The organism is Blautia sp. ZXY-1-B12 (assembly GCF_056339915.1).
Genome location: NZ_JBWJVP010000207.1, coordinates 1 through 15,992, shown reverse-complemented (window position 1 = coordinate 15,992; position 15,992 = coordinate 1). Strand labels below are relative to the sequence as shown.

Below are 15,992 nucleotides of genomic sequence, written 5' to 3'. Positions count from 1 at the left end.
CCATTGTAAGCAGATTTCCATCTGATGCATATTGTGTCAGCACCAGATTCTTTCTCCGCTTCAAATACGTACCAACAACTACAATTTTACCGAGAATCCGATCATATTGTTCCCTTGATTCTGTCCGTTCCAGCTCATCCATAAACTGTGACAGCAATTCCAGCTGACCTGCTGTCTGATTCTGTATCATATTTAACAGACGGTTCTGTTCTTCTGTCTTTCTCCGCTCAGCCTCTTTCTGATAAGCTTTCTGTAACAGACGGTTTCTGGCAGTCAGTTCCTCCTGCTGTTCCCGAATATCCTGATACTGATCCAGCAGTACCGAAATATCCTCTGACCAAAACAAATGTCCTCCCCTTATAGGAATATGGTTGATCCGGATTCCCTGTTCCTGTACGGATGATCTGTCTATTATGATTTTACGCAGTTCAGGCGACAACTCAGGAAAGTCACCGGAATGATAATAGCGCTGAAAAGAATGATCCGTAATCTCTGCATCCAGTCCTCCGGAAGTCTGGAATAATTCAAAATATCGATTATTGGTCTGTATCAATCCACATAATATACAACCCTGAAAAATTGCTGCCATTAAAAGGCAGCACACTGCCGTCATATCCCCTGCAATGATTTTGATGAAAGGCAGGCGGAGTATATTTCCGATATTCCATCCCAGAAGCAATATTCCCGGAATCACCGGCAGCCAGAACTGTTTCTTTCCCGGAATTCTGCTTTTTCTGATCAGAATAATTTCCATCCCTGTCAGACAGATCAAAATCCATCCCTGAATCACCATAAAAACAATGCCATAGCTGTAATCTTCATCCGAAAATGGGGGCTGTTTGGAAAAACGAAATACCAGCTGATGCAAATCATTTGTAAAAACACTTACGATCAATATCGCTGCCACGGTCAATAAAATTATAACCTTTCTGACCGTTTTCTCTTCCTCCTTTTCGCCCAAAAACATTGCTGCTGCCAAACCCAGAACCGGAATCAGGAGCATGGGAATATAATATAGATACCAGCAGATATGTTCTCCAAGAGGATCATGAAAAATATGAAATTTTACTGTCCGCACAAAGAACCAGAATACCATCAGACAGCCAATTGCAGTCAGACATCTGCGCGTTTTTTTATGTACTACATGCTTTCCCAGATAAATCACCCAGGCACAGTACATTCCCAGATAAATACAGCTACGACACTGATCTGCCAGATTTCTCATAAAAACATTTTCCGTTCTCACCTGCCTGCAGAAATAAGCCAGCAACACACTTATCAGAATCACTCCATATGACAGAGTCCTCTTTTTACTGTATGTCATGAAAGTTCCTCTCTTACCGGAGCGGGTTTGAAAAATGCTTTACGCAAGATGTGCGTCACAATTTGCAGGAATGATTTTTCAAACACACCCAACCTATTTTTGTAATAATTATACTATAAAGTACTATTTTATCATATAGTTTTCAGAAGAATCATCTATTTTCAGAGTTTTTATCACAAACAGAGTGAACAATCCTGTCCACTCTGTTTCCCATTGCTTAAAACGGTCTTGGCTGACCACAGTATTCACAAAACTTTCCGGTATTCTCTGCACCGCACTGACATTTCCACGAACTGTTATTCTGTTGCATTCCTCCAGTCATGTTCGTTTCTGACATTCCCGTCTGCTGCATTCCTCCGTTCATGTTCATTCCCGGCATCCCAGACTGCATCCCTCCATTCATATTCATTCCGGGCATCCCGTGCTGCATTCCCACATTCATGTTCATCCCGGGCATCCCAGACTGCATCCCTCCGTTCATGTTCATCCCGGTCATTCCAGGCTGCATTCCCGCATTCATGTTCATTCCTGACATCCCGTGCTGCATTCCCGCATTCATATTCATCCCGGGCATCCCAGACTGCATTCCTCCGTTCATGTTCATTCCCGGCATCCCAGACTGCATTCCTCCATTCATGTTCATTCCCGGCATTCCGGACTGCATTCCTCCGGTCATGTTCATTCCTGACATTCCGGACTGCATCCCGGCTGCATTTGGTGTCAGTGCCGCAATAATCTGATAAGCAGTCTGCTCCACTTCCATCAATTCCCTTCTGTTATCACTGCTTATAGAGAAAGTATTCAAGCGAAAATCCATATCATCAAACCACTGAGTTCTCACTTTAATACGCATGGTATAATCAAATTCATATTTATATACCGGTGGCTGATAACTTACAGTTTCTCCATCCTTTGTATATGTTTCCTCATGCTGCTGTTGGTCTACATCAACCCTGCACTGTACAATGGCTGATAAAGGAACTATGTCCGGGTTTTCATTGACATCCAGTTTCCGCGCAACAGTAAAATTCCCCTTATTATCATCAATAAAAACATTGTAATTTCTGGTATTGATCTGACGGGTTATACAAAAGTCCATTACCGCTTTTTTGTTTTTTTCACGATATTCCAGCTGGCGTTTGATATCCTCTACTGTACTGTGCCGCCGCTCCTCAAACCATGGTGATAATTTTTTCGCACAATCCTTACACAGATTTCCGTCATCCAGTTTTCGATTTCCCAATAAACCAATTTTCTCTCCGCAGATGTCACAGATTTTCTTATCAAATAATCCCATACCCTATCCTCCTTTTTTATCTGAAAACCCATACTGCCTCACCGGAATGGTGCGGCAGTATTTTACCTTATTCTGTAACAATTATTTTTTCAAAATATGTCTTTACGGAAAAATCAACTTCACCTGTTTCAGAATCATCTGCTTCTTCGCCGTCATCAGATTCCTCTGCATCGTCTTCTGCTATCAAACACAGTTTTCCATCATCCAGTAAATTGAACTTCATATTATCAAGACTGAAAAACATAGTTCCTGCCTCATCCTCTGTTACAGCCTTTAATACCAGTGCGTTTCCTTCCACGTCGCCCTGAAGTTCTACTTTTGTCTCTTCTCCGCTCTCTATTAAGATAATTTCAGCCTTTCCGTCTTCCACAGACATACTCATTTCAAATCCTGTAAAGTCAGCATTAACTGGCATCTGCATTCCAAATGCTTCCATCAGAGTACAGCTCCATTCTCCTTCAAAATCCTTCATGGTTGGATTTTCTACCGGTTTGCCCGGCACATAAGGCTCATACTCTTCCTTTTCCTGACTCAGGATCATTGTCGTTCCATCTGCTGTTAAGGTTATCTTACCGTCCTTGTACTCACATTCTCCTGTCTGATCATTATGAGTCATCAAAATTTTATCATTTTCTATTTTCCACTCTGATTCATCTACTTCAGGCTCTTCCCCATAAACAGAACTTGTTGTTTCCATTTTACCGTCTTCTTTAATGTCCACGGTCACTTCCATTCCCATTGCCCCCGGATGAAAGGATGCACCTTCGCCCATAGAAAGCTCATTTACATACCAGGTTCCAATAACATCCTTTTCTTCAAGGGCATAAACACTTACACTCATAAAGCCTGCCATTAAGACTCCTACTGTTCCTGCCATCCACAACCTCATTTTTTTACTCATACAAACATCTCCTTTCTTTTTTAATGTACTCCTCGGACTCTTTTTTACTTAATTTTGTGAGAAGATTTTTTGTTTATCTACATTATACGTGAACGCTCAGATATTTACACTAGCACTTCTGACAGTATGCATGTAATTTTTTGGATAAATTAAAACCTGCTGAAAAGTTTTTAACTTTTCTCAGCAGGTTCATTAAAATACTTTCTGTTTTGGCGCATTCTCTCCAGATTTTCCAGAATTATATCTGCGCTGATTGGTTTGGCAATATGAGCGTTCATACCCGCCTTGATTGCCTTTTTACGGTCTTCTTCAAAAGCATTGGCAGTCATCGCAATGATTGGTATATTTGCGCATTTCGGATCATTCAATGTACGGATTTCCCGGGTTGCGGTGTATCCATCCATCTTCGGCATCTGAATATCCATGAAGATCAGATCATATTTTCTGCCTTCTGCAGATGACATGATATTCACAGCATCTGTACCATCCTCAACGCAATCCACATCCAGACCAATTTCCTCCATGATCGCTGTTGCAATCTCCCGGTTCAGCTCATTATCCTCTACAAGAAGAACTTTCTTCCCTTCATAACGCCTCTGGATTTCTGCCCGGATTTTCTGCTTCTCATTCTTAAGGGGCTCTCTTTGCTCCGAATCAGGTTCCTCCTTCACAGTCGTCCCTGATATTTCACATTCAAGCATAACCGTAAACTCCGTTCCCCTTCCAACTTCGCTTTCAACCTGAATCGTACCGCCCAGCATATCCACAATGTTTTTGGTGATTGCCATTCCGAGACCGGTTCCTCCTATTCCATTCTCCGTAACGGTATGTTCTCTTGTAAATGAGTCAAACACCTGCTCCCTGAACTCCGGCGACATCCCGATTCCATTATCCTTCACACTGAATACCACTGTTGTACATCCGTCTCTTCTGCATGGTTTCTCAGAAACACGAATGTTAACCGTACCCCCAACCGGTGTAAATTTCACAGCATTACTGCTGATATTCAAAAGCACCTGCGTCAGGCGCAACTTGTCGGTAATAATATCTTCATGGAGTACATCCTGTGTATCAATATACAGCTCCTGCTGTTTAGAATGTACAGATTCCTGTATAATTGTTTTTAAGTCATGCAGGATATCCGGCAGGTGTACAACTGTATATTCAATCCGTACGGAACCGTTCTCGATTCTGCTCATATCCAGCACATCATTGATCAGGCTGAGCAGATGCTGACCGGATATATGGATCTTTTTCAGATAATCCAGAACAAGCTCCTTATTGTCGATATGTGCTGTCGCAAGCGCAGTAAATCCAATGACCGCATTCATCGGCGTGCGGATATCATGAGACATATTATTCAGAAACACCAGTTTTCGCCCTGTTCGCATGTTCTGCAGGCCCCGCAAGTGCATTTCTCAGATTCCTATCCTGCGCAATCTCACGTTCTTTTTCTTCTGTCACATCACGATTCGCAACCAGAACTGTACACAGTTTCCCATCTTTATCATATCCCTGTGGCACAATGATCATTGTCATCCATCTTTCATCCACTGTCCGGGCTGTAAAACTCAGCGTTTCACGTTCTTCCAGACGCTTTGCCACCGTACTTATATCGACAAATTTCCTATATGCCTCCTGAAATGGCTCTGCAATCACCTGCCTTATAAGTTCTTCCTGATGCGCTTTGGAAAGCACATCCCCTTTCTGATCCGGCTTCATATTCTCTGAAGATTTCAGGATTTCGATTTCCTCTGTTTTTAGATTCACAAGAGAGATCGAGGAATATGCATGCCCCAGTGCATTAATCACCCGAAGTCTTTTCTGGTCCTGAAGGATACTTCTCTTTTCTGTTCTGCTCCTGCTCACTCGGTAAAGTAAGAAAAGAAGCAGCGCAAGCAGCACATAAATCACACATATAATATTTCGTGTGATGTACACCTGACTTTCCGGGAAAAAGATATATGCATCGTAGTCTTTGATCTTCTCCCGACGTCCGAACCAGTTTCCTGTCTCTGAACGAAGATGGACAATTCCATTCTCATCTGCTTCAAATTTATTTTTATACTGGCTTTTTGCTTCTTCTATAGAGCGGGCAGTCAGCTCCTGTCTGTTTGTACTGACAACCTTATCATCATCACAGATCACAACACTTCCATTCATCTCAAAAGGAAAGTCAGGAAATAACGATGCCATCGTCAGATCTCCGTTAAGCTCATTTACTTCCTCCTTCTGCGCATATGTGATCAGGATACCTGCTGCATCCTGTCTTGCCACTGCCGCAAAATCATATATCTTCCCTTTATTTCTCAGACGAGTGGTATAAGTCTTTTCCGGATGCTCTACAATATCACGTACATAATCACTTTTGATCAGCTTCTGCCACAGCGACATAGTATCTCCATCTTTTGCACTCTGTTCTGTCACCTTCAGATTCTGATCCAGTACAAGGATTCCTGTCAGGCGCTGTTCCCTGGCATATTCGTCCAGCATTTCTGTACTGAGATTTCCTTCCTGTTCTATGACTCTGCTTAATTCTGTTGTTTTGTCCAAAAGACGTACCAGGCTTTTCACCTGATCATTGGTGTTATAAATCTCATAACTTTCAATTCGGTTTTTTACAAAATCAAAGGTCTCATCCAGAGTACTGTTCAGCTTGCTATTATCTCTCGCTGTCAGCAGAAGAAAAGTCAGTATTCCGGAAAAAATCAGAATAAACACAAGCAAACACGCATTTCTGTCGACCCTCTTTTTCTTCTGTTTCTGCGGTATCTGCCTTCTTATCTGTCTGCTCATTTACTTTCTCCTCCCGGCAGAGTTTCGTCCGCATCCAATCCGTATTTTGTAACTATTTTTTCTGTAATCCCTTCGCTTTGCATCTCTGTAAGCGTTTCTGTAAGCTTTTCTGCCAATTCTTCGTGAGTTCCTTTTTTGAAAGCAATTCCAAGTTCTGATTTATAAGGACTTTCCTCCAGCATACGGTAAGCGCCCTTGCCATCCTGTATCAGACTGCCAAGCATTGCCTCATGTCCCGCAATCGCATCTGCATAATTTTTTCTAAGTGCAGCATAAAGCTCATTTGGCGAAGAAAAACAGTTCACCTGTTCTGCCTGCGGAAGATCTGATTCTATATTATGAAGAAAGAGATCTTCTGCTTTTGTAGTCGCCTGAACTGCAATCCTCTTCCCTTTCAGATCCTGAAGTGTCCGGATTTCACTCTCGGCTCTTACAACCACCATCTGACGACTGTACATATACGGTCCTGCCCACTGATATTTGTTTTCTCTTTCATTCATGGAATAGCAGCTCCACAGACAGTCTATTGTTCCATCTGACAAAAGTTTCTCTTTATCTTCCCAGACAACCTTCTCAAATTCAGGCTGATAACCCAGCCTCTGAAAGGCTTCCTCTGCAAGTTCCACATCAATACCTTTATACTCGCCATCACTCGTCTGATAGCTGTAAGGTTCAAAATAATCTATTCCGATAACAATCTCCGGCAGTTCACTGTCCGATGTTTTCTCTTTCTTTATTCCACATCCTCCCGGTATAAGGCTGCCTGCCAGAAGAAGTGCTGCAATACAAATTCTTTTTCTGCGGGTATGGGAGTCATTCTTTCGATTTTTTCTCATATCCAGTTCCTTTCCATTTATTACTGCTTCATAACCTGCGTGTCAGTGACCTTGTTTTCCCAATTAAAACAGAGGGCTTATCCAATTCGGGTAAACATCAAAACGGTGCAAAAAAAGTTCCACGTAAAAAACTTTTACAGGAACTTTTTTCATAAGCATCTCAGTTTTTTGACTGATCTGCCTATAAATCTATCAACAAAACTTCTGATACAGATTATACATTTCATATACTTTCATGTCTACAATTATTTACTGCTCTGAAATATAAAACACACGTTACTGTTCACAGTAACGTAGCCAAAATTCATTCCAGATTGCCTGCGGCAATGGAATTTTGAATAGGACCTGCTGATTGCGGGAATACTTTTTTATTTCCAGTCAGAAGCAAGGCATACAGGTACCGGATCCTGAATTTCCATTCTGTCAGGTTCTACCAGGCAGTCATAGGCCAAAATATGCACTCCTGCCTTTTTTGCCTCCTGCAGGGTTTCTCCAAATTCCCGATGAGTCTCCCAGTTGGGCTCAAACCTGTCAACTCCCTTCATCTGGATCACCAGAAGCAGATAAGCTTCGTATCCTTCCTGCATACAATGGATCAGCTCCTTCAGATGTTTCACACCTCTTTCTGTCGGTGCATCGGGGAAGCGTGCTATATTATCCGACTCCAGAGTGACACCTTTTACTTCTATAAAAGCCTTGCGTTTCTCTGAACAGACATAAAGATCAAATCTGGAATTTCCATAGGTCTTCTCCGGCGTTACCTGAACTTTTTCCGGAAAAAGATGTCCTGCCTTTACCCACTCCAGTGCTGCTTTATTGGGAATCTGAGAATCCATATTAATCAGGCCCCTGCCCTTTTTATTTACGCAGATTAGATCATAGGCTGTCTTTCTCGCCGGATTGCTACTCTTTTCCAGAAAAACCTGTGTACCCGGGACCAGAAGCTCCCTGCACCTGCCTGTATTCTTTACATGAACCGTTTCCACCTGCCCATTGATCTCCACATGTGCAATAAACCGATTAGGACGATCTATGAAACGGCCCTCTGTGATATGTTCGTACTTCATTTTTTCTGCTCCTCTTTACGCATTGTATACATACCATAACATGTTTTCCTCATACCTACAACATTTTCATTTTGGAAAACTATTCTCCAAACAAAGTGCCCCCGAGGATGTCAAGTCATTGCTACAAAAAATATGCGGCTCTTTTGCCACCAAAATGGCTTAAAACCGCATATTTCTGTATAGAGGACGTTATATAATTGTCACAAAGTAGGTGGGGAGGATGTAACGTCATTGCTACATCTTTTCTATCTTAATGCGTCAATATTTATTCCTACTTTCGCAAATAAAAATTGTAGCAACACATGCATTTGCGTATCTGGATTATCATAATATCTGTTTTCTTTTGGCGTTTTATTTGCCTCTTTACCCTGATTATCCTCTGATATTTTTTACCCCTTTGAATTGCATTCTTTATATCAGATAATCCGATTTGATTGACTATTTCCGTTACCCTTTTTTCTTTTTTTATGTTTGCATCTGCTGCTAACCCAAAAACTTGTCGTAATTTATCAGCATATGCATCCTGATTTTGTACTATATCAAAATAGTCTTCTTTATGAAGAATCAGCCATAAATCAAAACAATAATTTGTATATCCTAATTCAATCTTATTTTCTATTGCCAAATCTATTGCTTCTTCATACTTATCCTTTTTTCCGTCATAATCAAAAACAGATACTTTGTTTTCCTTACCAATAGATTTCTGAATAGTTCGTTCTACCACACACTTAGGATTTCCGCCATATGGTTCCGCATAATCAAATACTAAATCATGCGTTCTTTCTTCAACGCAATTCACTAATTCTGCTACTTTATCAAAATATATTCTTTCCTGGTTTTTTCCCTCACATCCTACAATGCAGAGGAATTGTGGTCTTCGTATTTTATTGTTCTTTGGACGATTCAAGATTATTCGCCTCTCTTTCCAATATGTGCTTAAATGCAATTTCCAAATCCATATGTGGCAATGCTCCATATTTTCCATTCAAATAATTTTTTAATATTCTTTCTTCTGGACGTAATTTGTAATCTGCTAAAGAATATATCTCGCTCACCATATCATTCCTTCGCTTTTCAACCATTACAATTTGATCATGTCTAAGCAATTCACCGTCTAAATATATTGGATTATGCGTATTGAAAATTAACTGAGCATTATTTTTATTGATATCTTTATTGTTAAAAATTCTTATCAGCGATACAACAATTTCAAAATGCAATGAAGCATCCATTTCATCCAAAACAATGACCCCGCCATTATCTAAAACATCTATAAACGGTTGTAACAATCTAATCAAATGGATAGTTCCTCTCGATTCCATCAGCTCTGAATCTACAATCATGGATATTGCATATTTTTTTTGTGGTTGCTCATCTTTTCTTAATGGTACTTGATACATTGAACACATAGATAATTCATCATTATCTGTTTCTGCCATAAATCCAATTTTTTGATTTCCAAACTCAGCTATATTCATAACTTCTTTAACTGAGGCACTTTCGAAAATATTTCTACGAATATCTTTATCTGGTTTTTTATTAAATATCGTCTTTAAGTCTTTTTGTCTAAAATTCATGTCATTTGCATTCATAATAACATTAAATTTTTCAAACCATAAATTAAAATCCTCAAAATATTTTTTATCAAACAAATTGCTAATTGCACCTGCTACAACTAACTTTTGTTTATCCAATGTCTGGTTCAATTTGTGAATCAAGCGTTCAGAAAAATCCGCATCATCCTTATTAATATAACCTTTTTTTACTAATTTCTTTACATCCACATAAATTTGATTTTCATCATCTCGTGAAAAGAACAAGTCATCATTAACATAAAGAACCTCTTCTTCAATTTTATATACATCAATATCCGTAAACTTAATTCCGTATCTATAAATATTATTTTGAGTGGAAAATGTAATTTCTAAAGAAACCGGATCATACCAACTTGTATCTCTAATAAAAGATAACATACTTTTATAAGATTCCAGCTCTTTGCAATTTAAGGTTCCTTTCATAACCATTTTTTTTAATATATCCATTGCCAACACAATGTTGGATTTTCCACATGCATTTGCTCCATAAATGACAGTCATTGGTAATACTCTTAACTTATTACCATTTACACTTTTATCTATCACATAATCATTATGCGTTTTCTGTTTACTTGAAAGCATTGTAAAAAAAGTCTCATCTTTAAATGACCTAAAGTTTTCCATTTTAAAGTTTAACAACATTTTTTTTGCATCTCCTTTCCATTTCTTTATATAATTATACATCATTATTGCTTTTTATCAACAATTTTATTGTTATTATATGCTAATTTGTTGCTATTTATACTCCACCTCCACTCTCCCGTCATCATACACATATATTCCCTGCACATATTCTTCCAGCATCTCTCGTGTCAGATTCTCATAGCCTAAATACTTCAACATTTGCTCCACCGGAACATTCTTTTTCATCAGGATTTCTTTCTCGTCGTTTATCAACTCATCCAGTTCCTGTACACGTTTCTGCAGTCGTTCTCTTTCTTCTTCCAACTGCTTCTTGGCTTCCATAAACTGGTTCTGGTTCATCTGTCCCTCGTGATACTTCTCATAGTTCTGGCGGTTCTGGATTTTTATTTGTTCTTGACACTTTTCACAATCTGCACTTTCCGTCTTATAGGCTTCTATACTGTCCTCATGCTGTTTTCTCATGGATTGCTGCATCTGTTCTTGGCTGATATTCTGACGTAAGTAAGCCTTTATTTCTGCCAGCACGATATGCTCCAGCATTTTGTTATCCGCTTTCCCGGCGAAACATCCTGTATCTTCTTTTCCTTTACTGTAAGCACAGCTATAAAGAATATGACCATGAATCGGACTGCTTGAAGTCAGGCTTCTGCGACAATTCCCGCATTTTACATAGCCACCTAATAGTGTTGTTTCCCCGTCAAATTTGCTTTTCTTGGTGTATCTGATCTGAAGGGACTGTGCTTTTTCAAAAACTTCTTTTGATACAATCGGCTCGTGATGATTTTCCATCACTTTCCACTGATTTCTCGGTACCGGTACTTCTTTCCCAGTTCCGGGATCTGGAATCTTTGTTTTTCCATAGACCATACAGCCTATATAAGTTTTATCATCCACAATCTTCCGTATCATATCACTCGTCCACTGCAGTCCTCTTGATGCAGCTTTCTTGCTGTCTGATTTCTGTCGTCTACTCATAGACTGCAAGGGAGTCAGTACCCCCTCTTCATTAAACAACCGACAAATCTCCATCTTTGAATATCGCTGATTGGTCAGTTCAAATACTCTGCGAATCACTTCCGCTTCGTCCTCTACAATCACCAGTTCTTTCTTATTTTCTGGATTGATTAGATACCCATAAGGTGCAGAACCACAACAATACTCACCTTTTCCCCGTCTGGTGTTGACTGCTGCCTTTACCTTTACAGACTGATCTTTCACATAGAAGTCTGCGATCAATCCTTTAAACTGTACTTCGATGTCTGAACTCTTTCCTTTATAATCTTTAGAATCATATCGGTCTGAGATAGAAATGAATCGTACTCCCAGGAATGGAAAAATCTGCTCCAGATAAGTTCCCATCTCAATATAGTTTCTGGCAAAACGTGAAAAATCTTTTACCACAATGCACTGCACTTTATTCTCTCTGGCAAGCTCCAAAACCTGTTTAATTGCCGGACGCTCCATACTAGAACCAGAATATCCATCGTCGTAGAACTCCTGAAATGGCATAGAAGCCAGTTCCGGAATATTGGAAATATAATCTTTTACCAGTTTTCTCTGATTGATAATGCTGTTGCTTTCTCCCTCTGAATCATCTTCCATGGAAAGACGGTAATATCCAATAATCAGTTTCTGATTACTCATATTCTACCGCCCCCTTAAACCCGAAGTTGATTTCCAGTCTGTTATCACCATATAGATACATACTTTCAATCAGGCTCTCCGCAAGTTCCGCATTGATTCTGGTTGTCCCATCCAGTTCCAACAGACTTCGTAAAAATCTGGCTTCTTTTTTCTGCTGTTTTTCCAGTTTACGTATAGTCTGCTCCAGAGACTTCTTCCTCTCTTCACAGAACACTTTCCAGTTATTACGGTCATCTTTCATTTTTATATAGTCTTCTTTGGAAAGTTCGCCCTCTTTATATTGCATAAATGCCTGTGCCAGTTTTTCTGAACGTCTTTCCATATCTGCATTCAGTTTTCTAATCTCTGCTTGAATTTCTTTGATTTTGGTAAGAAATACTGCACTACTTATAGCAGACATATCCTTTTTCCGTAAGCCAGATAACTGAAACTCTCTGGTCAGCTCCGAACGGACAATTTTCTGCAATTTATCTTCAGAAATAGATTTCTGCCTACATTTTCTTTCATCCCGATACCAGGCAGCATTGCAAAAGTAATACACATTGCCTTTGCATCTACGTGTACACATTTTCCGCTTACAATCACCACAATAGAATACATTGTAAAATGCTCTTTCATCATCCTCCCATCCCTCTGTAGTTTTTGTTGCTTTCTGTTGTGCTGCTTTCAACCTGATCTGTGCTTTGTCAAACAGTTCTCTGCTGATAATCGGCTCATGAGCATTTGGCGTAATAATCCACTGACTTTCCTCCAATATGTCACACCATTTTTCACCTCTTTGAAATCTGGATTCGTATTTTCTCTGAACCAGATCACCATAATAATTATTTCGATTTAAAACCGCACGTATCGAAGAATTTCCCCACTGATGAAGATTCTCTCCATCCTGACAGTACACATGATGATATTGGTTATAGTCCGAAATCCGATGTACCCCATCTTCAAACAGCCTGTCAATAATACTCTGTATACCATCTCCAGAAGCATATTCTTCAAAAATCCTGCGGACAATCTTTGCAGCTTCCGGTTCCACAATCAACTTACAAATTCCATTTATCTTTTCCACACAATATCCGTATGGAGCTGTAGATCCCACATATTCACCGTTTTTTTGTGCAATACGTTTCGCCGCCCGTTCTTTTGCGGAAATGTCTTTTGCATAAGCATCATTCACCAAATTCTTGATATTCATGGATAATTCCTGATTCTTAGCACCCGGTGCAAATGAATCATAGTTGTCACATACAGAAATAAATCGCACTTTCATAAAAGGAAGAATCTTTTCCAGATAGTTACCAGTTTCAATGTAATTTCTTCCAAATCGTGAGAAATCCTTTACCAGAATACAGTTTATTTTACCTACCCTGACATCATTCATCATCCGTTCAAATCCCGGTCTGTCAAAATTTGTTCCGGTTTTTCCCAAATCAGAATAAATATCATATACAGCAATCTCATACTCTTTGTCCGGATTTTCATTGTGCTTCTGAATGAATTCTTTTATCAGCGTAACCTGTGTTTCAATAGATTCTGACTTTTTTTCATCATTGTCTACAGATAATCTGGCATAAATTGCAGCCATACATACCGGAATTCCAAGAACTTTCTTCTCTGTGTTTTTCTTATATCTTTTTGCTGTCCTTGCCATTTATCCCACCTCTTTCCTGCACTCTGTCCGGTGTTCCGCATAAAACCGTCTTATGACTTTCATTTTCTCAATCATATCCTGATAACGGATATTAATTTTGATCTGTTTGTTTTCATAAATATAGATTTTATCTACGGTCAGTGCCAGCAATGTGCGATCCAATTCTTTGATTTTCAGTGATTTCTTCCAGTCCTCCAACTGAACGGTTGCAGACACTCCACCCTCAAACATTTGCTTTATCAGCTTTTTCTGATTCTCAATCATCTGCTCCAGTTCTTCACATTTTCTCCCATAACTTTCCCGAAAATCATCGAACTCCTCTTTGCTGATCAGTCCCTCTTTCAAGTCATCACCCAAAGATGCTTTCAGACTGTAATAACGGTTATATTCTTCCTGCAACTTACTAATCTGTGTATCATAACCGATTACCTGATCGTAACTGACTTGCATCTCACAAAGTTCTTCCATAATCATCTGATAGTCTATAAAAAGTGCTGTATATGCCTGAATCTCTTTCAATACAATCCTTTTCAGCACCTCTTCCGGAATACTGTGTCTGGTACAATCTCCACCTTTATTCTTTGTCTGGCAGATATAAAAAGCTTTTTTCTTCCCCTTATACTGATTTACCCTGCGTATCATCGGTGTCTTGCAATCTCCGCAAAACACAAATCCCGAAAAAAAGCTTGCACTGTCTGATGTTTTCGATGCCCTGCCATCATATTGGAGTAACTTCTGAACCACATCAAAATCATTCTGCCTGATAATTGCCGGATGCGTATTTTCTACTTTCACCCACTCTGATTCTGGTTTATCCAGGCGTTGCTTTACTTTATAGCTGATTCGTTCCTGCTTGCCCTGTACCATGTTTCCAATGTAAACCTCATTGGTCAGAATCCTTTTGATCTGCACTGCCGACCACTTCGGTGTATCTGAACTATGAAATCCGGAATTGTAATTTTCACCATTTGCCCTTTTATATTCCTTTGGTGACTGCACATGACGTACATTCAGTTTTTCTGCGATTGCCCCAAGACTGAATCCATCAATTTTCCACGAAAATATTTTTCTTACAATATCCGCTGCATAAGAATCAATCACCAGACAATTCTTATTCTCCGAATCTTTGCAGTAACCATATGGGGCAAATGCTCCAATAAATTCACCTTTTTCACGTTTGATTTTCTGGTGGCTTCGCACTTTACCGGAAATGTCCCGGCAATAACTTTCATTTACAAAATTTTTGATTGGAACTACAAATGACTTCTCTGAAAAGTCTGCTGTTTTGCTATCAAACTGGTCTGTAACTGAAATAAAACGCACATTTAAAGCCGGGTAGGTCTTTTCGATCCATCGCCCGGCTTCTATATATTCTCTTCCGAATCTGGATAAGTCTTTTACAATCACACAATTTACTTTTCCAGCTTCTATGTCAGTTGTCATTCGTTTAAACTCAGGTCGGTCAAAATTTCCTCCTGAGTATCCATCATCCACATATATATCAAAGATCTGAATATCCGGCTGGCTTTTTACAAAGCTCCGAAGTAACTCTCTCTGATTTACAATGCTATTGCTCTCTGACTTCGCACTGCCCTCTTCCATATCGTCTTTCGATAATCGAAGATACAATGCAGCATCGTATATATCTGGCATATTCATTTGCATCTGTTCCATTTTACATCGCTCCCAACTTACTTATTCCATTGAATTTGAAGTCAGAAACCATGTATCACGTTCATTTTCCCTGACCTCACATTAACATAACATCTGTAGCTTCGCAAGATATTTTTTCAAGACTTGCATCTAATACATCAACTCCGTTCTTTTTCTTAGATAATCACTGATCGCATCTGTAGCATCCATTTCTCCTGTCATTTCCACGACTACCACATACCCTTCATTCATGTGAGCATACGGCTGATCGCCAGATTTATCCAGAAAAGTTTCCACTTTCTCAGAAATAGCTTTATCTATATTAGGAATTAAGTCTTCAATATCCTTTAACTGCTCCAGATTCACACTGGAATCTATTACTGACTGATTTACCATGATGCTCACCTCTTTTCCAACATATTCTTTGTATCAGTTGTCCTATACCTGCAATTTTCTCAAATGCATCACCTTATCTGGATATTCTTTAGCAACTACTTCACTGCCAATCTGAATATATGTTAAGCGCTTAATTTTTAGATATGATAGAAAAAATCCCCGACTGCTTTTCAGCAGCCGGAGCACCTTG

Annotated in this window: 13 protein-coding genes; all 13 read right to left on the bottom strand. The window is 39.5% G+C overall.

Going from position 1 to position 15,992, the window contains the following annotated elements; genetic code table 11:
* Positions 1–1,324: histidine kinase N-terminal 7TM domain-containing protein (locus AC075L_RS12945; RefSeq protein ID WP_476387785.1), on the bottom strand; the 1,324-nt coding region annotated here is incomplete at its 3' end.
* 217 nt (positions 1,325–1,541) lie between these two features.
* A complete protein-coding gene (locus AC075L_RS12940; protein WP_055199798.1) occupies positions 1,542–2,621 on the bottom strand; it encodes a DUF4428 domain-containing protein in 1,080 nt (359 codons plus the stop codon).
* Between the two features lie 67 nt (positions 2,622–2,688).
* On the bottom strand, positions 2,689–3,522 hold the full coding sequence (locus AC075L_RS12935) for a hypothetical protein (RefSeq protein ID WP_020993631.1): 834 nt from the start codon (positions 3,520–3,522) through the stop codon (positions 2,689–2,691).
* Positions 3,523–3,692: 170 nt separating this feature from the next.
* A complete protein-coding gene (locus AC075L_RS12930) occupies positions 3,693–4,913 on the bottom strand; it encodes a hybrid sensor histidine kinase/response regulator (RefSeq protein ID WP_476387784.1) in 1,221 nt (406 codons plus the stop codon).
* Complete coding sequence (locus tag AC075L_RS12925; RefSeq protein ID WP_476387783.1) at positions 4,879–6,318, bottom strand: hypothetical protein; 1,440 nt, start codon at positions 6,316–6,318, stop codon at positions 4,879–4,881. Before AC075L_RS12925 ends, AC075L_RS12930 begins: the two co-directional genes overlap by 35 nt.
* Complete coding sequence (locus tag AC075L_RS12920) at positions 6,315–7,154, bottom strand: substrate-binding periplasmic protein (RefSeq protein WP_118511566.1); 840 nt, start codon at positions 7,152–7,154, stop codon at positions 6,315–6,317. The genes AC075L_RS12925 and AC075L_RS12920 overlap by 4 nt, the downstream gene beginning before the upstream one ends.
* Positions 7,155–7,522: 368 nt before the next feature.
* Positions 7,523–8,221 (bottom strand): DNA/RNA nuclease SfsA, encoded by a 699-nt coding sequence (gene sfsA, locus AC075L_RS12915; protein WP_055199801.1) that lies wholly within the window; start codon positions 8,219–8,221, stop codon positions 7,523–7,525.
* Between the two features lie 271 nt (positions 8,222–8,492).
* Positions 8,493–9,128 (bottom strand): RloB family protein, encoded by a 636-nt coding sequence (locus AC075L_RS12910; protein ID WP_476387782.1) that lies wholly within the window; start codon positions 9,126–9,128, stop codon positions 8,493–8,495.
* Positions 9,106–10,458 carry an AAA family ATPase gene (locus AC075L_RS12905; protein WP_020993632.1) on the bottom strand — a complete coding sequence of 451 codons (1,353 nt, stop codon included), beginning with the start codon at positions 10,456–10,458 and terminating at the stop codon, positions 9,106–9,108. Before AC075L_RS12905 ends, AC075L_RS12910 begins: the two co-directional genes overlap by 23 nt.
* A 93-nt stretch (positions 10,459–10,551) precedes the next feature.
* The gene (locus AC075L_RS12900; RefSeq protein ID WP_476387781.1) at positions 10,552–12,105 is read right to left on the bottom strand and encodes a recombinase family protein; all 1,554 of its coding nucleotides are present in this window, start codon (positions 12,103–12,105) and stop codon (positions 10,552–10,554) included.
* Positions 12,098–13,753, bottom strand: coding sequence for a recombinase family protein (locus AC075L_RS12895; RefSeq protein ID WP_476387780.1), 1,656 nt, complete (start codon positions 13,751–13,753; stop codon positions 12,098–12,100). The genes AC075L_RS12900 and AC075L_RS12895 overlap by 8 nt, the downstream gene beginning before the upstream one ends.
* Positions 13,754–15,427, bottom strand: a complete 1,674-nt coding sequence (locus AC075L_RS12890; protein WP_476387779.1) for a recombinase family protein — start codon at positions 15,425–15,427, stop codon at positions 13,754–13,756.
* Between the two features lie 129 nt (positions 15,428–15,556).
* Positions 15,557–15,802 carry a hypothetical protein gene (locus AC075L_RS12885; RefSeq protein ID WP_008706404.1) on the bottom strand — a complete coding sequence of 82 codons (246 nt, stop codon included), beginning with the start codon at positions 15,800–15,802 and terminating at the stop codon, positions 15,557–15,559.
* Positions 15,803–15,992 lie beyond the last annotated feature (190 nt).